The following is a 20,805-nucleotide window of genomic DNA, read 5'->3' on the forward strand; positions in this document are numbered from 1 at the left end:
TTCTAGGATATATTCTATTTATGATCGTAAAGAGTTGCTGTATAAGACAGCATTCGTTATTTATATAGACAGGACTAAGATAGACTTAGGTTTACAAAAAATTATCTGCTTTTGGAGAGGTAGAAAAAATGACTCAATTAGATCGAGAGAAAGAGTTAGAGATGAATGAAACAAATCACACAGATGATACCCAAGAGGATCGTGTGATGGTCGGTAAATTAAAGTGGAGTCAAAAAGAGGAAGAAAAGCGCACAGACGAAGCTGTGGAGGACGAGTTTAAAGAATCGAAAAAAGAGGAAGAAGAGCAAGGGAGCGAAGATTCTAAAGCGGACAAGCTTGCGAATTTTGAAGATACACTAAGCCCTCTTGATTTTAAAGAGTATAAGGTAGATCTTGAACAGCTTCAGGAAGCTTCTGCGGCAGTGGAAACGCCTCTAAAAGAAGAAAGCACGACTGTAGTTGAGGATATAGAAGATCTGGAGAAGGAAGAACATGTGCAGGATGAGGTTGTGAAAAATTCATTTGATGCGCATGATAATGAACAAGAATTAGTAGAAAATATAGACCATGATGCAGAAGTAGTCGAAGAAATAAACCCAGAAACGAAAAGAAGTCCTTTGAAAGTAGCTATAAAAATTCTCTGGATTCCGGTATTATTGATAGCGGCATTAATGACGGGTCTAGTGATCGGGAATACCATGATTGGTGGGAAGCCCATTTCAGACATATTTAGCTGGAGTTCGTGGGAACACTTATATAACTTAATTTATCAGAAGTAACCCCTTTAAATCCCGCTTAAGTAGACGGGGTTTCTTCGTGTCAAACCACTACTTAGGAGGGACTATGTTGAATGTGCCCAATCTGTTGACGTTGGTTCGTTTTCTATTGGTTCCAGTTTACTTGCTCATATTCTTCTCGGACATTCCTTCACCAGCACGCCTTTGCTGGGCGATCGGGATTATCTTCTTAGCGGGCCTGACCGATGTAGTAGATGGGTATCTAGCTAGACGTAATAATCAAGTAACGCAAATGGGTGCTATGTTAGATCCACTTGCGGATAAGTGTATGTTAATGGCCATCTTTCTATCCTTATTACTGTCAGATAAAATCTCATGGGAAGCAGCATTTGCCATCCTATTCCGCGATCTGGGCATGATTGTCTATGGAGCGATCGTCCATTTCCAAGGTAGGAAAACGGTACCTGCTAACTTTCTAGGGAAGATGACAACGGTACTTTCTTATCTCGTGTTATTTATGGTTATGTTTGATGCTCCGTATGCCTCAACTATGTTATGGATTGTCATCGGGCTTTCCTATATCACGGCTTTGTTTTATATGTTCCAACTAAAAGTGGTAAATGAGTAAGAAATGTGAATAATAAAGGGATCGGGGCGATGAACCCCGATTCTTTCTCTTTGCGACATCATTCTTGTATACATAAAATTAGGAGGGTGCAACATGGGAGCAAGAAATGTAACCCGCACCATTATTGTTGAAACACCATCAAAACCAGGGAATTTAGGGAAAGTGACAACCGCCATTGGCTTATTTGGTGGTGATATTGGCGAGATTAAAACGAGACAAATAGGACCCTATTCGACTGTGCGAGATATTACCGTACAATGCGAAAGTGAAGAACAATTAGAGACAGCAATAGCGGCTGTGGAGCAGTTAGGGGAAGGGATTCATGTAAGAGCGGTCTCTGATGATGTTCTTCACGCCCATGAGGGCGGTAAGATTCATATGAGTAGCCGCTTTGATATACGTTCCATCGATGACTTGCGAAAAGTGTATACGCCTGGTGTTGCCAATGTGTGCCGTGCGATTGAAGAAGATCCATCTTTGGCTCAATACTATACAAGCATAGGAAATACCGTTGCAATCATTACAGATGGAACGGCTATTTTAGGTCTTGGAAATATTGGCCCCTTGGCAGGAATGCCTGTAATGGAGGGGAAAGCGGCCCTATTCGATCGTCTTGCAGGGATTAGTGGCATTCCAATCCTACTAGACACCAGTGATCCGGATGAAGTCGTCGCAACGGTGAAGCGGATTTCAAAAGGGTTCGGCGGTATTTTATTAGAGGATATTGGATCCCCGCACTGCTTTGAAATTGAAGAGCGTCTGATTAAAGATCTTGATATCCCTGTGATGCACGATGATCAACATGGTACGGCTGTTGTGACACTCGCGGCTGTTATGTCTGCGTGTCGTAGTGCAGGCGTTAATTTAAAAGAAGCGGTTGTAGGGCAAATTGGACTAGGTGCTGCGGGCTTAGCGATTTGTCGGATGTTCATGGCTTACGGCGTAAAAGAAATGGTCGGAGTCGATCGTCAACCAGCTGCCTTAGATCGATTAGCTATGTATGGCGGAACACCTGCTCGCTCGCTGGAAGAAATCATGGAGAAGTGTGATATCGTGATCGCTACGACGGGTGTACCTAATTTAATTAAGCCAGAATGGATTAAAAAGGGACAAGTCATACTAGCTCTTTCGAATCCAAAACCAGAAATCGAGCCAGATGAGGCGATCAAAGCAGGGGCTTTGTTTGCGGCGGATGGACGATCGGTCAATAATGTTCTTGGATTCCCAGGTATTTTCCGTGGAGCATTAAACGCTGGAGCAAAACGGATTACCCATGATATGTTAGTAGCAGCTGCTACTGCAATATCAAACCATACCAAGCCAGGCCAGTTAGTTCCTCACCCACTCGATTTAAGAGCACATCAAATTGTGGCAGAAGCAGTCGAGATGGCAGTGATGAAAGAGGAATCAAGTAAATAAGAGATGAGGTTTGTTTATGGAATGGGCTATCGATAAGATTAAAGAGACGATTCCACACAGATATCCTTTTTTATTAGTGGATCGTGTGTTGGAATGTGAACCGAATGTTCGTGCAGTCGGCATCAAAAATGTTTCAATAAACGAGCCATTTTTCCAAGGGCACTTTCCCCATTATCCAGTTATGCCGGGTGTGTTGATCGTAGAAGCGTTAGCTCAGGTTGGAGCATTGGCAGTTCTCACTTCAGAGGAGCACAAAGGGAAGACGGGCTTCCTTACAGGGGTTGACGGTTTTCGTTTTCGTGGACAAGTTGTTCCGGGGGATCAAGTGCGCTTAGAGGTGGAATTAACTCGTTTTAAAGGAAGTATCGGTAAAGGAAAAGGTACGGCGACCGTTGATGGAAAAGTGGTCGCATCAGGGGAATTAATGTTTGCGATTATCGATGTAGCAAGCCAAGGATAAAATAGAAGTAGAGGATAGGATGGGGTCGTAGCGACCTCTCCTTTTTCTTTATCTGAATGGATAGATGAGCGTATAGAGCAGGACCCACAGTAGGGAGCTAAAAAGTAACGAATTACGGATGCCTGTAAAGGGTTGTTCTTGAAACTCATCGATATTGAGTTCTAACTCCATCTCCCATGAATCATGGTTTTCCATCGTTACATCCCTCCTGACGATATGCTGTGCTACTATGTACAAGTGTTCACAGGTAGTTTGCGATTGTTAAATAGGGTTTTATACGGCTCATACTATGGAAGATTCCAGAGATTGTGGGTAACTTATAATACATATTTGAAAAAGTGCACTCCTTTGTAGTGTGCTATCCAAAAGATTTCAGTTATGTTACAGTGAGACTGTAGTTTGTAATCTTTCTGTAACATTAGGGACGTAAATCATCGTTTGTTAGAGGTACAATGAGAGTGAATATCTATATATGGAACAAGTTGTCGGAAATGAGGGAGATCTATGGTACGCTATGGTATTGTAGGCTGTGGTCATATTGCTAAGAAGCACGTTTCAGCGATTCAAGCTGATCCTGGAGCTGTTCTTGTGGCAGTATGTGACACGAATGAAGAGCGTTTAAAGGAATTTACAATCGATGGAGTCATCGGATATACGGATCTGGCTGACATGTTAAAAGCGGACATCGATGTTGTATCGATTTGTACACCAAGTGGTCTGCATCCTGCGCTTACGATCCAAGTGGCTGAAGCTAAGAAGCATGTCATCGTCGAAAAGCCAATGGCGTTAACGCTAGAAGATGCTGATCGGATGATTGACGCGTGTGAGGAAAATGGTGTCAAGATGGCAGTGGTCCATCCAAACCGCTTCCGCCCGGCTATCGTAGAACTACGGAAACAAATTGAAAATGAAAAATTCGGGACCATCGGTCATGCCAACGCAACCGTTCGATGGAATCGGAATCAAGCATATTATGATCAAGCGCCTTGGCGTGGAACCAAAGCGATGGATGGTGGAGTCCTGATGAATCAAGCGATTCATAATATGGACTTGCTTCTATGGATGATGGGGGACGTGGATGAAGTTTATACATACGACGCGACCCGGATTCGTCAGATTGAAGCAGAAGATACTTCTATCTCTGTGATCCGCTTTCAAAATGGAGCACTCGGCGTGCTAGAAGCGGCAGTTACGATTTATCCGAAGAACTTAGAAGAATCATTAAGCATCTTTGGTGAAAAAGGTAGCGCCGTTGTGGGTGGCCCAACTGCGAACTGGATTAAGACGTGGGACTTTGAAGGTCTGACGGAAGAGGAAGTGGCACAAGTGAAAGAGCAAATTACACAAGATCCATGGGGCATGCCGGGTCATGAGTGTATTATTCGCGATATGACACTTGCGATTACAGAAGACCGTACTCCGATTGTCTCTGGCACAGAAGGCCGTGCTGCACTTGGCTTAGTTGTAGCTTGTCAGATGTCGGCTGAATCAGGTAAACCAATCAAAATGAGTACGTTAAAACGAAATATTTTAACCAAATAAATGATAAAAGGGGTATTTTAAAATGAAAAAAATTCCTTTATTGGACTTAAAAGCACAATTTGCTACTATTCGTGAAGAAGTTCTTGCAGCTGTAGAAAACGTTTTTGAAAGTGGAGCTTATATTCTTGGACCTGAAGTAAAAGCATTGGAAAAAGAAGTAGCTGAGTATATCGGAGTGAAACATGCGATTGGAGTAGCAAACGGGACAGACGCGCTTGTACTAACTCTAGATGCTATGGGTGTTGGGCCTGGAGATGAAGTGATCACAACTCCATTTACCTTCTTTGCTTCTGCGGAAACCGTATCGCAAGTAAGGGGTACACCTGTATTTGTGGATGTAGATCCAGAGACCTATAACTTAGATATCGAGCAACTTAAAGCAAAAATTACAGATAAAACGAAAGTAATCATCCCAGTTCATATCTTTGGTCAACCTGCTAATATGGACGAACTTCGCGCGATTGCAGAGGAAAAAGGCATCTATATCTTAGAGGATGCTGCACAGGCGATGGGGTCTCAGTTCCAAGGTCAAATGATCGGTTCTTGGGGCGATGCGGCAACCTATTCATTCTTCCCAACCAAAAACCTCGGTGGCTATGGTGATGGCGGGATGGTTGTAACGAATAATGATGAGCTTGCACAGAAAATCCGAATTCTTCGCGTTCATGGTAGTAGCCCGAAATATTATCACAGCATGATTGGTTATAACAGCCGTCTAGACGAGATCCAGGCGACTGCGCTACGTATTAAACTACGCCATCTCGATCAGTGGAACGATGCACGTCGAGAAAAAGCGACTATCTATAATGAGCTATTAAAAGATACTCCGCTTGTGACACCTTACGAAGCACCAGATCGTAAGCATATTTACCACTTGTATATTGTACAAGCTGAACAACGCGATGAGTTAATGAAGTATCTAGGGGAGCATGGCATTTCCACAGGGGTATACTACCCAGTTCCGCTTCATCTACAAGAAGTGTATAAAGATTTGGGTCAAGGCGAAGGTAGTATGCCAGTATCGGAATACTTATCGAAACGTACTTTTGCTCTTCCGCTTTACCCAGAGCTATCTCATGAAGATATGAACTATATCGTGGATACCATTAAAAAGTTCTATAAATAAGGGGGTACCCAGCGTGACAAACGTGTTACTAGAGAAATTAGAGAATCGATCCGCTGTGATCGGAGTAGTAGGGCTTGGTTATGTGGGTTTACCACTCGCAGTAGAGAAAGCAAAAGCAGGATTTCGTGTCATCGGCTTTGATGTGTTAAAACATCGTGTGGATGAAGTAAACCAAGGCATTAACTATATCGGTGATGTTGTCGATGAAGAATTAAAAGAGTTAGTGGCCAGTGGCAAGATTATGGCAACGACGGATTACTCTAAGATTGGGGAAGTCGATGCAGTAGCGATCTGCGTTCCTACTCCTTTGGATAAATATCAACAGCCAGATGTTTCGTATGTAGAGTCATCTAGTAAAGATATCGCGAAATATTTACATTCGGGAATGTTAGTTGTCTTAGAAAGTACAACCTATCCAGGCACAACAGAGGAAGTAGTAGGCCCGATCTTAGAAGCAACTGGCTTGAAAATAGGTCAAGATTTCTATCTAGCTTACTCTCCAGAACGTGTCGATCCGGGTAATAAAACCTTTAATACCAAAAACACACCAAAAGTAGTAGGCGGTGTGACAGCAGATTGTACGAAGGTAGCAGCTGCGATGTACCGTGCGGTATTAGAAGGGGAAGTTCACGAAGTATCGAGTCCGAAAGTAGCGGAAATGGAGAAAATTTTCGAAAACACCTTCCGTAACATTAACATCGGACTTGCCAATGAAATGGCGATTCTCTGTCATAAGATGGGGATCGATATCTGGGAAGTGATCGATGCCGCTAAGACCAAACCATACGGATTTATGGCGTTCTATCCGGGACCAGGGCTAGGTGGACACTGTATTCCAATCGACCCATTCTATTTGACTTGGAAAGCACGTGAATATAATTATCACACTCGCTTAATCGAATGTTCAGGTGAAATTAATAATGCAATGCCAGAATTTGTGGTAGATCGTTCGATGAAAATCTTAAATCGATATGGAAAGGCACTCGCAGGTTCTAAAGTACTTGTACTTGGCGTGGCTTATAAAAAAGATATCGATGATATGCGTGAGTCTCCGGTGCTTCCGATTTTAGAGTTGCTTGAGCTTTATAAAGCGGACGTTGAAGTAGTTGACCCACATGTACCCTCTTTCCGCTTCTCACATAGTGCAGATGCAAAAACGGTGGAAACAGTAGAACTGACAGCAGAGCGTTTGCAAAATGCGGATCTGGTACTGCTTACTACGGATCACAGTGCCTTTGATTATGAATTGATTGCACGAGAATCGAAAGTGATCTTTGATACACGTAATGCTTTTAAAGGTGTAGGTATTTCTACTTCCGACATTCAGGCAGACTACGAAAAATTATAAGAAGTGGGTGTGGGCTCATGAACAATTTCGTACATGAACGTGCGACGATGGGGACAGATGTCTCCATCGGCCATTTTTCGGTTATTGAGGACGGCGTTGTATTAGGGGATCGTGTTATGATCGGGAACAATGTCACGATTCATGCAGGAACTGTGGTTGGTGATGATGTATTTATTTCTGATAATTGCGTCGTAGGGCGTTGGCCGAGACCTGCGAAAGCGTCAACGGTGAAGGTAGATGCTTCGTTACCTGCTCTTGAGATCGGAGACGGGACAACCCTTGGGGCAAACACGGTTTTATATCGTGGTTCTTCTTTTGGGAAGGAATGTATGATCGGTGACCAAGCCTCTGTACGAGAAAAGTGTGAGATTGGGGATCGCGTGGTCATCGGACGTGGAGTAGCGGTCGAGAATCAAGTCTCCATTGGCTCCTTTACAAAGATTCAAACCAATTCATACATTACCGCTTATACCACGATTGAGGAAAAGGTCTTTATCGCTCCGACTGTGACGACTACGAATGATAATTTTATGGGGCGTACGAAAGAACGCTTCCAGTTTGTAAAAGGAGCGCACATCAAGAAAGGCGCACGTGTTGGTGGAGCGTCTATTTTGCTACCGGGTGTGGTTGTAGCAGAAGAGAGTTTTATCGCGGCAGGCGCCGTTGTACACCGTGATACAGAGGAAAAGAAAGTGTATGTAGGGGTGCCAGCGCGTGTGCTACGTGATGTACCAGCCCGTGAATTATTAGAAAATCAAGAGTAGTTGAGGTAGGAGCAATCCATGAACCAACTAATCAAGCGTTTGTTTTCAGACTCGGCTGCATTTGCGATTGCAACGATGGGAAACAAGCTAGCGGCAGTCGTGTTGGCCCCTATTTATATTCGGATTCTGCAAAAGGACCAACACGCAATTGGCGACTGGGGTTTGACACAGACATATACGCTTATTTTAACGTACCTATGTATCCTAGGAACTGATACTGCACTCGCTTATTATTTCTATGACACGAAAGATGAGAAAGATCGTCGAGTCTACTTCACAAACACATTATTGTTTAGTGTAGGGATGTGCATTCTGTTTAGCGTGCTATCTTTCCTCTTTGACTCTACTCTCTCTTCCGTCGTCTATCGAAATGATCGTTATGACGATACCCATCTATTGACCATTGCAACCGTTGCGACATTGGGAGCGATTGTCATCCAGCATATTCTCGCCTATGCTCGCTACAACCGAAGAGTCTGGTTTTTTAATATCTTTTCAATGGCATTTGTGATCGGGTCCTCTGTACTAAGTGTCGTGCTTGCTTATTATATGAAACCGTCTGTGCTGGGCATATTCTACGGTCAGTTAATAGGTCAAGGTACGGTAGCCCTGATTCTGCTGTGGCTATATCGAAAAGAACTTACTTGGAAATTCTCTAAGCCTCATACGATTCAACTCATCAAGTATGGATCTCCCGTGATGATCTCTCTACTATCTTTTTGGATCATGTCATCGATTAGCAGACCGATGCTGAATTACTTAGTACCCGATAATGCTGCTATCAAGTACGATGCAAACGCCATCTACGAAGCGACTGTTCGTATCGCCAGTTTTATTGTTTTGATTACGGCACCATTTCAACTAGCTTGGCGGCCTTTTTCAATGTCCATTAAGGACCGTGATGATGCGAAGCAGGTGTATGGATTAATAGGTAGAGGGTTACTTGTGTTTGGCACATTAGCTATTATGGTGCTTACATTCTTTATTCAACCTCTATATAACCTCTATATCGGTACGCCAGGTCCAGAGACAAAGGTAGACCTTTCTAGCGGCTACCTATACGTATGGATGTTATCGCTGGGGACCTTATTAAACGTATTACATCCTGTATTCGGTGTAGGGCTGTTCATTAAAAAGCAAACCAAGTACATCTCCAGAATCTTTATCCTCGTTTCTGTGATGTTCTTAATTGGTAACTTTCTACTCGTGCCGTACTTTAAAATTTGGGGTACAGTTAGTATGACCGCAGCTAGTTATTTAATTGCGGTGATCTTAATTTATCGGGCGAGCCAAAAAGTGTATCCGGTTGAGTTTAAATTTGGTGCTGTGATGCTCTACATGACCGTGTTCCTTGCCTCGATGGCTTGGATTAGCTACGTACAGGCAAATCATCTACCGAATCCGTGGATTACGTATGTAGCGGCATTTGTAGGGAATGTGGCAGTTGTTTTCATTACCGGATTAATTCCTGTTAACATGTTGAATCGAATTGGCAGTCTTTTGCCCAAACTAGGAGGTAAAAAGTGAGAGATGGTAAATGAAGGTTTCCTTTCTCAACGAAAACGTTTAGATACGTTGTTTTATCTAACGGCCGCCTTCGCTCTACTCGGGCCTAGCTTTGGTATTCCGGTGACATCCGGTTTTACGTTAACCTTCTTCCGCTTAGCTTTTTTTGTTTTACTAGCTGGATTCATTTTTCGCTTTGTAAACACAAAGAGCTTGGAAGCAACTTATATGTACCCCATTCGTTGGTATATCGCCTTTCTGTGTTTTTGGATCGTTTATGCTGTCCTAACATTAACGTGGGTGATCGATATGGGGAAAGGGATTCGCTATGTGGTATTCCTGACGAATATGATCGCGTTAGCCCTTTCATTTCCGTACTTCATCCGAAATGAATCCTACTATCAGAAAATCACGAAAGTATTATTTGGTGTATATACAGCGATTATTTTATTTGCGGTGTTTGAATCGGTTACCTTAATCCACCTCCCTACTTCTCGGGCGGCAGATGAAAATGTCTCCGATGGTGTAAGTGCAGCGGTTACATCTGTGTTTACCAACCAAAATGATTTGGCGACATGTATTACATTGGCTCTGCCATTTATCGCCGCGGCCATGATCATGTTACCTTTGTCGCGAAAGGCGAAAACGGCACTGTACGGAGTATTCATCCTATCCGGCTATGTCTTATTTGCCACAGGATCACGCGTAAACGAGTTGATCGTTCTCCCATTGATTGCAGTCGCTTTGCTCATCCTTTTTTGGAAGAGCTTGGATCGTAGTCGTTTCAATCTAAAGAGCATACGTAGGAATGGTTTCTTTCTACTTCTCGCTGTTGTATTGATTCAGGTTATGCTGGCCACTATGTTGACTCCAGAGGGTCAAAGAGTGGTGGGGGATAAGCTGGGAAGTACTTCTGCTAGCCTCTCTGACCTTCATAATGCGGTTTCGGAGGAGCTTGTAGGGGAAGAGGGCTCCGGGATAGCAGGCCAGTCAGGAGAAAGCATAACGGTACGTGTGAATCTCTTGAAGCATGGTTTCGATTTCCTAGTGAAAAGCCACTTTATGGGTGTGGGAGCAGGAAATATTGAACGATGGATGCATCCTTCTTCAGATGAGTATGTGAGTGGGAATGTGAACAAGGAAAATATCCATAACTGGTGGGCTGAGATTTTAGTCAACTTTGGTGTTGTCACGTTTGCACTTTATCTATCTTTGTACGTCTGGTTGCTGTGGCGACTGTGGAAGTTGATCAGTTTGAAACGATCTCCACATCTCTCTCCGTACCTACGTTTCGGGGCAGTAGCTAGTTTAGCAGCTATGACTGGATACTTTTTCGGTGGTATGGCGATGAGTACCGCGATCCACTTCACTCCGATGTGGATTAGCTATGGCTTAGCGTTAGCAGTACTTGTGTTAGGTGAACATCAGAATAAACAAGTTGAACCCAAGTCTATATCTGGATCGAAATGAGCGGAGGGAGCCTAGATGGGTAATTCCTCCCCTTTCTATATAGAGCAAGTTGCTATAGGAGCTGAACCCGTGAATGAAAAAAGTAATGATATTTAGTTCAGTTCATCCTTGTGATGACTCCCGAATTTTTCATAAGCAAGCCGTCTCTTTAGCAAAATCGGGATACGAAGTAGAGCTACACGCGATTTCGGATGTAGAAGAGAAGATGGAGCAAGGTGTCCGGATTGTAGGCGTGAAACGGGCGGCCAACCGCTTTCGCAGGTTACTAAAGGGATACGAATTATATAAACGGGCTCGAAAAAGTGGTGCAGATGTGTTTCACTTTCATGATCCCGAACTACTTCCGTGGGGAGTACTCTTACGGTTGCGGACAGGGAAGCCTGTGATCTATGACGTACATGAAGACTTACCCAAACAAATCTATACCAAAGTATGGATTAATCCCAAGATTCGCAGGCCTTTATCTACTCTAGTCCACCAAATTGAAAAGGGGCTAGCGCGCAAACTAACAGCGGTCATCGCCGCAACAGAGCCTATTGCCAGCCAATTCACCGGGGTGAAGCATCGGGAAGTGATCAAAAACTACCCACTCCCGATGCCGATGATGGAACGACAAGATGGAAAGAATCAAATCTTATATGTGGGCGGAGTTTCTCGTTTGCGTGGGTATGAGGAAATGATTCAAATGATGAATCACATTCCAGAAGAGTTACAAGCAGAATTACACATTATCGGACCGCTCCAACATATCCAAGTGAGTGTAGAGGAAGCTGAACGATTTAGTGAAAGACGGATCTACCTTCACGGGAGAATACCCTTTACAGAAGTTCAGCAGAAATTAGCATCGGGGAAAGTCGGATTGGTCTGTTTGCATCCTGTTGAGAACTACCGTGAGTCTCTACCGATTAAGATGTTTGAGTATATGTCAGCCGGTATGCCTGTACTGGCAACCGATTTCCCGTTATGGAAAGAGATTGTGGAGGGAAGCGACTGTGGGTTTACGGTAAACGCTCTAGACCCGAAGGAAATGGCAGAGAAGGCAACGCAGATTTTGACCGATTCCGGGCTAGCTAAGTCCATGAGTGTTAATGGACGGAGAGCGTACGAGGAACACTACAATTGGCACATTGAAGAGCAGAAATTACTACGCTTGTACCAAGAAATTGGATCATGAGATGTTTCATGTAGGAAAACAAAGGGGGTATCAGTATGAAAGTCCTTGTAACGGGAGGAGCCGGCTTCATCGGGTCCCATATCGTGGATCAACTGATTGGCGAAGGGCATGAAGTGGTTGTCCTAGATAATCTGATCACAGGACATGAAGAACAGATTCATCCGAAGGCGGTCTTTTATCGGATCGATGTGACTCATCCAGAAATTCATCAGATATTTGAAGAAGTCAGACCAGACGCGGTGATTCATCAGGCAGCACAAACGCATGTACCAACATCGATTGAAAAGCCTATCTATGATGCAAATGTAAATATCATGGGGGTTATTAATTTATTAGAAGCAGCAAAAGATACGGGAGTAAAGAAATTCGTGTATGCTTCTTCTGCCGCTGTATACGGAGAGCCTAAGTATCTGCCAATCGATGAACATCACCCAACCCATCCCATTTCCCCTTATGGTGTTTCCAAATACACAGTAGAACATTATCTAGATGTGTACCATCGTTTATTTGGGCTTGAGTACACAGCACTTCGCTATGCCAATGTGTATGGTATTCGTCAGGACCCAAGAGGAGAAGGCGGCGTTGTATCCATCTTCACCGATAAAGTATTGAGTAAACAGCCGCTAACGGTATTTGGAGACGGGGAACATACGCGTGACTATGTTTATGTAGAAGATGTAGCCAAAGCAAATGTACAAGCGTTGACTAAAGGCTCTGGTGAGATTATCAACATCGGTACCGGCGTTCAAACTTCACTAAATGAATTAATCGAAGCGTTTCGGGTGGCCTCTGGAAGGGATGTAGTGGTTACGTATGGACCAGAGCGCGCTGGAGATATTAAGGATAGTTATTTTAATGCGATGAAAGCCGCGGACACCTTAGAATGGGTAGCGAAAATCCCATTATTAGATGGTCTTAAGCAAACCTATCAATACTATTTAAAGAAGTACTAGCATACGCTTCTATATAACAAACTGTGGACCAAGCAGAGCTCGTTACGAACCGATACATAAATCGCTCAAGCTGTAACAAAACGTCTATTGTTATTTAGGCCCTCCTGGAGTATACTGTGTACATTATAGGCTTGAAACATTACTGTAATGTTACTGTTACTTTTGTAATCTAACTATGAGTATAAACTGTTGACAAACATAGATGATTTATAGCGATCAGGAGTGAATAGCAGATGCGTTTGAAGGCGTCAGTCGAAAACGATGCAAGTGTTTTGACAGGAAAATTAGGAGTTGCTTCTATGATCTACTCAATCGTTAAACGGGCGTTTGAGGTCCTCTTCTCACTAGCCCTGCTCATCTTTACCTTACCTGTCCTCGTTCTCTCAGCGATTGCGATTAAAATGGAGTCTCCTGGATCTGTTTTCTACAAGCAAGAGCGAGTTGGACTTCAAGGGAAGAAATTTTGGATTTATAAGCTACGTTCTATGCGTACAGATGCTGAGAAAAACGGCCCACAGTGGGCGGCTAAAAACGATCCTCGTGTTACACAGGTAGGTAAATTTATTCGTAAGACGCGAATTGATGAGCTTCCTCAGATTATCAACGTATTGAATGGGGATATGAGCTTAATCGGGCCTCGTCCCGAACGAGATTGTTTTACGGAGCAATTTGAACAAGAGATTCCTGGATTTAAGAAACGCTTGTTAGTGAAACCAGGCCTTACTGGATGGGCGCAGGTAACAGGTGGTTATGAAGTGACCCCGCGTGAAAAGTGGGAGCAAGATATGTATTATATTCAAAATCAATCCGTTGCCTTGGATCTACGTATTTTACTCCGAACGGTTTGGGTTGTCTTATCAGGAAGCGGTGCAAGATAAAAAGAAAACACGGATACCATCTCATGATGATCCGTGCTTTCTTTTTATCTGACTGTGACTCACATTAGAATATCAGACGAAGTCCTGCATACATCAGTAACCAAAACGGTACACTGATCCCAGCGGCATTCATGACACCAATCCAAAATGATTTACCAACGACTGGATATTCCATGTGAGGCACCTCCGTTTTCGCTTTGTAAACTTATTATACGCCACGATATACTCCTTTAGTTACATTTGTCGAACTTGTTAACAAAATGTAATCTACAAGTAACATAATCTTGATATTGATGGATGAAAAGAGTGAGGGCTTGGTGGATCAGTTGTTGCTTCGAAAACAAGATCGATTGGAAAAGATTTTCTATTTTATGATTGCATTTGGGCTGATCGGCCCGACACTTGGAATAGGTACAGGGGACTTTCGGCTTACCTTTTTTCGGATTGCTTTTTTCGTTTTAGCTGTAGGTACTTTTATACATCTTGTTTGGAATAGAAAGTACATAAACCATAAGCAAAATAGAGAACTAACTACCATCTACCAAGTGCGTTGGGCTGGAGTTTTCTTCTGTTTTTGGCTTCTTTATGCAATCATTTCACTCACTTGGGCGGTTAGCTTGAAAGATGGTATCCGATATTTGATCTATCTTGGAATGATGCTTGCGCTCACTTTCTCTTTCCCGTTCTTTATCCGTACATATGAAAGTCTTTGGAAAACAGCAAAAACTCTTGTAGCAGTATATGCCATGATTATCGGTTATGCTGTTTTCGAGTCGATGACCTTTATCCATTTACCCGCTTCTAGGGGTTATAATTCTGAATTTGTAAGTGTTGTCACTTCTGTTTTTACCAATCAAAATGACTTGGCTACGTTTATTACGTTGGCTCTGCCATTTCTGATTACAGCCATCTTTATGTTACCACTACATAAAAAATATAAATGGGTCCTTTATGTTGGCTGTATCTTTAGCCTCTACACCCTTTTCGCAACCGGCTCACGTAGTAATGTGATGTTAGCCCTGCCGCTTGCTTGTGCAGTGCTATTGCTGGGAGCTTTTTTCGTGGTGAAGCGCGAGAAATGGACGAAGAAAAACGTGACTAAAGCGATTATAGCGGTCATAGCGGCTGTTATTTTGGCTAATGCAGTAGGTGTTGTTCTTTTGTCAGATAAGGCAAGGGCTGCAAATAATGCGAAATTGGCTTCTATTTTCGGCTTTTTAGGTGATTTTCAAAAAGGGGGCTGGGATGCAGAAGGAGAAGGTGTCATTGAAGGAGAAACGGGACGAAGCGCTACGGTTCGTAAGTTTCTGATTATCAATGGATTCCACTTCTTGCATAAGTCACATTATTTGGGAGTGGGGCCGGGTAATATCGAGCCACTAATGGAAGGTGCACCCCATGTCGATAAAAAGAATATGCACAATTGGTGGCTAGAAGTCCTCGTTAACTTTGGAGTTCTGATCTTTGTTCTGTACATGGCTGTATACTTCTGGCTCTTATGGCGTTTATGGAAGTTTGCTTCTTTAAAGCATGGGGCATTCACGAGTCCTGTGATTCGTTGGAGCGCTTTTGCTACATTATCCAGTCTGATCGGCTTCTTCTTTGGGGGGATGGCGCCTAGTAGCTGCATTCACTATACACCGATGTGGATTACGGTTGGGATCGGATTAGCTGTGGTTGCAATGGGTGAATTGGAGAGAAAGAAACAGGTCGTTGCACAAGGAAGTGAATGAATTGACGAAAAAAGTTCTGGTTGTTTCACATATGTACCCGAGTGAAGTAAATCCACAATCTGGGATCTTTGTACATAATCAGACAAAGGCACTGCGAGATGCAGGATGCGAAGTGCGGGTAGTCGTACCGATTCCGAGCTTTCCTCTGTATAAAAAGTGGAAGGGTTACACAAACTTACCTAATCGCACAGATCTTGATGGAATCCCTGTCCATTATGTGCCGACAAGGATGTTTCCGGGTGGTTTCTTTTTTCATCGCTATGGAGCGTTTTATATACGATCACTACAAACAATCTTGCATCAAATGAAGCAGGAATTTCCGTATGAGGTACTTCATTGTCACACGATTTTTCCAGACGGCTATGCAGGTGGGCAGTTGAAAGAGGCATTAGGAGTTCCAGTCATTAGCACGATTCACGGCTCTGATATTATGCTTTATCCAAAGAAAAATAAAAAGATGTATGAACGAACGGTCGAGGCGCTAAGAAAAAGCGATTATCTCATCACGGTAAGTGATCGTCTTCGTAGTGAGGTGGATCAAATGGTGCCAGGATTACCAGTATCCACGATCTATAACGGCTTTGATCCTAATCGTTTTTACTCTATCGATCATCTAGAGGCTCGTCTTCGTCTGGGAATCCCATCCGAGGGCAAAAAGATTATATTTATCGGAAATCTACTTCCTGTAAAGGGAATTAACTATTTGCTACAAGCTTTTCACCGCCTCGTTCAGGATGATCAGCACGAAGGTCTAGATCTGTATCTAGTAGGTGCAGGACCCCTCAAAAGTGGCCTAGAGGAAGAGATCACAAAGCTTGGGCTCTCCGATAGGATTCATATGATGGGCAGAAGGCCTTATGATGAGATGCCACTATGGATGAATAGTGCCGATGTGATTGCTTTAACCAGTCTAAGCGAGGGACTACCTTCCATCCTACTGGAATCAATGGGGTGTGGACGCCCGATGGTGGCTACGGACGTTGGTGGAATCAAAGAAGTCCTGCAAGATGGCGTGACAGGAAGACTTGCCCGTCCAAAAGATGCAGTTCATATCGCGCAATGTTTGCATGAAGTGTTAACAATGGACGATGTACGAGAAGAGCTAGGAAAACAAGCATATGTAGCTTCGAGCGGCTTCTCTTTGGAGCAAAATGCGAATCAAGTGATCGAGTGCTATGAGAAAATAAAATCATTGACATATTAAATAAATTGATCTAGTATAAGCGTTAGTTCGTTGCAATCATGAATTTACAAATGAATATCTTGAGATTTTCTCTTATCCAGAGAGGTTGAGGGACAGGCCCTATGATACCTCGGCAACCAGTCTGTATGGTCAACATACAAACAAGGTGCCAATTCCTGCAGAGCTTTTTTGTCTGGTAGATGAGAGGAAAGTGGATCTTTGTATATATACATATCCCCTTTCTGCATTCATCTGCAGAAAGGGGATTTTTCATTTTGAACTAAGGAAGGTGAACAAATTGATCCAAATCGAGCAAGTTACGAAACGATATCCAGCCAAGCAACGAGAGCGGGAAGTAATCGCATTGCAAGAGATTGATCTTCAGATCGAAAAGGGTGATATCTTCGGGATCGTCGGTTACAGCGGTGCCGGTAAAAGCACCTTACTCCGCTTACTAAACGGATTAGAAAAGCCAACAAGTGGCTCGATCCATGTGAACGGCAAAAAGTTAGCCGTCTTGTCTGATGGAGAGCTTCGAGTGCTTAGACAAAAAATCGGCATGATCTTCCAACATTATCATCTTCTATGGTCCCGTACCGTGAGAGAAAATGTAGCCTTTCCACTCGAAATAGCAGGGAAAACGAAGCGCGAAATCGAGCAACGAACAGAAGAATTATTACGACGGGTCGGGCTATGGGAACGCAAAGATGCGTATCCATCCGAATTAAGCGGCGGGCAAAAGCAACGTGTCGGGATTGCACGTGCGCTGGCCAATGATCCGTTTTTGCTACTGTGTGACGAAGCGACTTCTGCACTCGATCCAGAAACGACGACTTCCATTTTGCAATTAATAAAAGAGATCAACCAAGAGATGGGGATTACCGTTGCCTTGATCACGCACGAGATGAGTGTAGTAGATGCCATTTGTAACAAAGTAGCGGTGATGGAGACGGGATCGATTGTGGAATTAGGCGAGGTAAAACAAGTGTTTCGAGAGCCACAGCATGAAGTGACGAAGCGTTTTACAGAGGGTTTGGGAGGTGACCACATTGCTTAGTCAAGTTGACTGGGAGACCGTTTGGCAAGCTACGTTAGATACATTGCAAATGGTAGGGATTTCAACGTTGTTCACGGTACTACTGGGTTTGCCACTTGGTGTGCTCCTCGTGATTACGAATCGTGGTCATCTATGGGAGAACCAAGTGATTCATAAAAGCTTAGCCGTTGTAGTGAATGTATTTCGGGGTGTTCCGTTTATCGTCCTTATTTTATTGTTATTTCCTTTATCGACGTTTCTCATTGGCACCAGCTTAGGACCGACTGCGGCCACGATTCCACTAACCGTAGCGGCTGCCCCATTTTTTGCTCGGATGGTAGAGACCGCATTGTTGGAAGTGGATCGGGGCACATTGGAAGCCGCTCATGCGATGGGCGCGAATCGATTTACCATGATTCGCAAGGTTTTATTAGCCGAGTCCCTACCAGCTATTATTTCCGGGATTACCGTAACCTGTGTCTCGTTAATCGGTTACTCTGCCTTTGCTGGAATTGTAGGTGGTGGTGGATTGGGAGACGTTGCTCTACGAGTAGGCTTCCAATCGTTTAATAATGAGATGTTGCTCGTATGTAGCTTTATTTTAGTAGCCATTGTTCAAATCGTTCAGTGGATCGGCGATGCGATCAGTCGCAAAGTGGACCACCGTTAAGAAAAGAATCATATATAACACTGGAGGAATAAGAGATGAAAAAAAGTTGGCTCATTGCCCTAATCGCGGTTGTATCCCTGCTTGCTGTTGCTTGCGGAGGGGGGAAGAAAGAAGAGTCTACGTTAACCGTAGGAGCTTCCCAAGTACCACACGCTGAGATTTTAGAGCACATCAAACCGCAGCTTGAAAAAGAAGGCGTAAAACTGAACGTAAAAGTATTTCAAGACTATGTATTGCCAAACAAAGCGGTAGAAGAAGGGCAGCTCGATGCGAACTTCTTCCAACACGTTCCTTGGCTAGAGACCACAAACAAAGAAAAAGGGTATCATATCGTAAAAGTTGCCGGTGTTCATATCGAGCCAATGGGTGCATACTCGAAGAAATGGAAAGAAGTTTCCCAGATCCCAAATGGCGCAACAGTATCATTGCCGAATGACCCATCTAATTTCAAGAGATCCCTTCAGCTTTTAGAGACAAAAGGATTAATCAAATTAGATAGTCCAGATGGCGAGAAAACCCTTCAATCCATCAAAGAAAATCCAAAGAAACTTCAATTTAAGCAATTAGAAGCGGCTATGCTTCCTCGTACCATAGGAGAGGTAGACTTAGCGGTTATCAACACAAACTATGCATTACAAGCCAAACTAAACCCAATCAAAGATGCCATGTTCATCGAGGATAAAAACTCACCGTATGTAAATATACTAGCGGCAAAAAAGGGTAATGAAAACAAAGATGCCCTTACGAAACTGGCGAAAGTCTTGAACTCACCCGAAGTGAAAAAGTTTATCGATGAGAAGTACAAAGGCGCAGTCATGGCCGCGTTTTAATCGAACTCTCCAGTACGGACCTATGAATCGAATAGGTCGTGCTGGGGAGTATTTGTTTCCTTGAGAACTATAACTTAAAAGGATATATTTGTAAGTAAATATGTAAAGAAAAAGAGTTTGTTTTTGTTTTTGTAGGGGAAATAGAAACCCCTAAGGGAGGTGTCCATTCGAATAGGAAGTATGTGGGAATACCAAATTCCCCATCTACGAATCTATAGCAGAAAAGGATGATATCTCTTGAAGAAAATGAAAATGGTACTCGGAATGCTTGCTGGAGTATGTCTTTTTAGTCTTACGGGTGTAAGTGAAATGGTTCGAGCAGAAGAAAATAAAATCAAACATAGTGTAAGTGATGATGGCGTGAATCAAACATTTACCGATTTGGAAAAGAAATTTGATGCAAGGCTCGGTGTTTATGCCATCGATACAGGAACAGGACGTAGCGTTACCCATCGGTCGGACGAGCGTTTTGCTTACGCGTCTACTTTTAAGACTCTCATAGTAGGAATGTTGTTGAAGCAGAAGTCGGTTGATCAGCTAAATGAATTGATTACATATACAAAAGAGGACGTGACTCGATCTGGATATGCACCTATTACCGAAAAGCATATAGATACGGGCATGACTCTGAAAGAGCTTTGTGATGCAACCCTTCGCTATAGCGATAATGCAGCACTCAACCTCATACTTGAGAAAATAGGTGGTCCGACAGTAGCGAGAAAGGAATTAATGAGGATTGGCGATTATACGACGAAACCTTTTCGCTTTGAGCCAGAACTGAATGAAGCGACTCCTGGAGACATTCGTGATACAAGCACTCCAAAGGCGCTAGCAACGAGTCTAAAGGCTTTCACACTGGGGAATGTCCTTCAGGCGGACAAGCGTGATATGTTAATCGATTGGATGAAGAGAAATACAACAGGAGATAAGCTCATTCGTGCAGGTGTTCCGGCAGGCTGGGTTGTGGGTGATAAAACGGGATCAGGTGGCTACGGAACCCGAAATGATATTGCCATCGTCTGGCCTCCGAATCGAGCGCCGATTGTGATTGCTGTGTTATCGAGTCGAGACAAGAAAGATGCTACTTATAACGAAGAGCTAATTGCACAGGCGACTAAAGAAGTGATTCGTGCACTTGATAAGAAGTAGGGATAAGACAAATTGATTTTGATGTTTTATGATCCTAATTAGATGTCGTTATGGGTCAAGAAAAGAAGGATTCGATCTATCAATTAGATCGAATCCTTCTTTTCGTGCGCCCGGCATGGGCGTAGTCTATAGGGTGAAAGTCCCGAATGGTGAAGGTAGCAGTAGCCATTAGCTTAAGGCAAGGGTGTCCACCGTGAGG

At 43.4% G+C, this 20,805-nt stretch carries 19 protein-coding genes, 1 pseudogene and 1 riboswitch; of the genes and pseudogenes, 19 read left to right on the forward strand and 1 reads right to left on the reverse strand.

Annotated elements, in window-relative coordinates; all coding sequences use genetic code 11:
• Window positions 1-128 precede the first annotated feature (128 nt).
• The 4 genes from EDD57_RS09525 (at window position 129) to fabZ (ending at window position 3,244) form a co-directional block, all read left to right on the forward strand.
• Window positions 129-779 (forward strand): DNA-directed RNA polymerase subunit beta, encoded by a 651-nt coding sequence (locus EDD57_RS09525; RefSeq protein WP_131849227.1) that lies wholly within the window; start codon window positions 129-131, stop codon window positions 777-779.
• Window positions 780-843: 64 nt separating this feature from the next.
• Entirely contained in the window at window positions 844-1,365 is a 522-nt protein-coding gene (locus tag EDD57_RS09530; protein WP_131849228.1) for a CDP-alcohol phosphatidyltransferase family protein, read from the forward strand.
• A 93-nt stretch (window positions 1,366-1,458) separates the two neighbouring features.
• Window positions 1,459-2,784: an NAD-dependent malic enzyme gene (locus EDD57_RS09535; protein WP_131849229.1), complete on the forward strand. Its 1,326-nt coding sequence runs from the start codon at window positions 1,459-1,461 to the stop codon at window positions 2,782-2,784.
• A gap of 16 nt (window positions 2,785-2,800) precedes the next feature.
• Window positions 2,801-3,244 (forward strand): 3-hydroxyacyl-ACP dehydratase FabZ, encoded by a 444-nt coding sequence (gene fabZ, locus EDD57_RS09540; RefSeq protein ID WP_131849230.1) that lies wholly within the window; start codon window positions 2,801-2,803, stop codon window positions 3,242-3,244.
• A gap of 48 nt (window positions 3,245-3,292) precedes the next feature.
• On the opposite strand, the gene EDD57_RS14420 is transcribed toward fabZ, so the two are convergent.
• Window positions 3,293-3,439, reverse strand: a complete 147-nt coding sequence (locus EDD57_RS14420; RefSeq protein WP_165873749.1) for a hypothetical protein — start codon at window positions 3,437-3,439, stop codon at window positions 3,293-3,295.
• Between the two features lie 309 nt (window positions 3,440-3,748).
• Here EDD57_RS14420 and EDD57_RS09545 point away from each other — a divergent pair, with 309 nt between their 5' ends.
• The 15 genes and pseudogenes from EDD57_RS09545 (at window position 3,749) to bla (ending at window position 20,606) form a co-directional block, all read left to right on the forward strand.
• Window positions 3,749-4,786, forward strand: a complete 1,038-nt coding sequence (locus EDD57_RS09545; protein ID WP_131849231.1) for a Gfo/Idh/MocA family protein — start codon at window positions 3,749-3,751, stop codon at window positions 4,784-4,786.
• A gap of 22 nt (window positions 4,787-4,808) precedes the next feature.
• Window positions 4,809-5,912 (forward strand): DegT/DnrJ/EryC1/StrS family aminotransferase, encoded by a 1,104-nt coding sequence (locus EDD57_RS09550; protein ID WP_131849232.1) that lies wholly within the window; start codon window positions 4,809-4,811, stop codon window positions 5,910-5,912.
• Window positions 5,913-5,925: 13 nt separating this feature from the next.
• A complete protein-coding gene (locus EDD57_RS09555; protein ID WP_131849233.1) occupies window positions 5,926-7,260 on the forward strand; it encodes a nucleotide sugar dehydrogenase in 1,335 nt (444 codons plus the stop codon).
• A gap of 17 nt (window positions 7,261-7,277) precedes the next feature.
• Window positions 7,278-8,024 carry an N-acetyltransferase gene (locus tag EDD57_RS09560; RefSeq protein WP_131849234.1) on the forward strand — a complete coding sequence of 249 codons (747 nt, stop codon included), beginning with the start codon at window positions 7,278-7,280 and terminating at the stop codon, window positions 8,022-8,024.
• Window positions 8,025-8,042: 18 nt separating this feature from the next.
• Entirely contained in the window at window positions 8,043-9,551 is a 1,509-nt protein-coding gene (locus EDD57_RS09565; RefSeq protein ID WP_131849235.1) for a lipopolysaccharide biosynthesis protein, read from the forward strand.
• A gap of 3 nt (window positions 9,552-9,554) precedes the next feature.
• Entirely contained in the window at window positions 9,555-11,000 is a 1,446-nt protein-coding gene (locus EDD57_RS09570; protein ID WP_131849236.1) for an O-antigen ligase family protein, read from the forward strand.
• A gap of 73 nt (window positions 11,001-11,073) precedes the next feature.
• Entirely contained in the window at window positions 11,074-12,174 is a 1,101-nt protein-coding gene (locus EDD57_RS09575; RefSeq protein ID WP_131849237.1) for a glycosyltransferase family 4 protein, read from the forward strand.
• 35 nt (window positions 12,175-12,209) lie between these two features.
• Window positions 12,210-13,127 (forward strand): NAD-dependent epimerase/dehydratase family protein, encoded by a 918-nt coding sequence (locus tag EDD57_RS09580; RefSeq protein ID WP_131849238.1) that lies wholly within the window; start codon window positions 12,210-12,212, stop codon window positions 13,125-13,127.
• 233 nt (window positions 13,128-13,360) lie between these two features.
• Complete coding sequence (locus tag EDD57_RS09585; protein WP_131849239.1) at window positions 13,361-14,005, forward strand: sugar transferase; 645 nt, start codon at window positions 13,361-13,363, stop codon at window positions 14,003-14,005.
• A 317-nt stretch (window positions 14,006-14,322) separates the two neighbouring features.
• A complete protein-coding gene (locus tag EDD57_RS09590) occupies window positions 14,323-15,738 on the forward strand; it encodes an O-antigen ligase family protein (RefSeq protein WP_165873750.1) in 1,416 nt (471 codons plus the stop codon).
• A gap of 1 nt (window position 15,739) precedes the next feature.
• Window positions 15,740-16,942: a glycosyltransferase family 4 protein gene (locus tag EDD57_RS09595; protein ID WP_131849241.1), complete on the forward strand. Its 1,203-nt coding sequence runs from the start codon at window positions 15,740-15,742 to the stop codon at window positions 16,940-16,942.
• A gap of 69 nt (window positions 16,943-17,011) precedes the next feature.
• Window positions 17,012-17,128, forward strand: a riboswitch (SAM riboswitch).
• A gap of 91 nt (window positions 17,129-17,219) precedes the next feature.
• A pseudogene (locus EDD57_RS09600) lies at window positions 17,220-17,957 on the forward strand (methionine ABC transporter ATP-binding protein); the annotation flags it as partial.
• A gap of 13 nt (window positions 17,958-17,970) precedes the next feature.
• A complete protein-coding gene (locus tag EDD57_RS09605) occupies window positions 17,971-18,627 on the forward strand; it encodes a methionine ABC transporter permease (protein ID WP_424205721.1) in 657 nt (218 codons plus the stop codon).
• A 35-nt stretch (window positions 18,628-18,662) separates the two neighbouring features.
• Window positions 18,663-19,457 carry a MetQ/NlpA family ABC transporter substrate-binding protein gene (locus EDD57_RS09610; RefSeq protein WP_131849242.1) on the forward strand — a complete coding sequence of 265 codons (795 nt, stop codon included), beginning with the start codon at window positions 18,663-18,665 and terminating at the stop codon, window positions 19,455-19,457.
• A gap of 264 nt (window positions 19,458-19,721) precedes the next feature.
• Complete coding sequence (gene bla / locus EDD57_RS09615; protein WP_424205724.1) at window positions 19,722-20,606, forward strand: class A beta-lactamase; 885 nt, start codon at window positions 19,722-19,724, stop codon at window positions 20,604-20,606.
• Window positions 20,607-20,805: the final 199 nt, after the last annotated feature.

It is taken from the genome of Baia soyae, assembly GCF_004341445.1.
In the GTDB taxonomy this organism is placed as follows: domain Bacteria; phylum Bacillota; class Bacilli; order Thermoactinomycetales; family Thermoactinomycetaceae; genus Baia; species Baia soyae.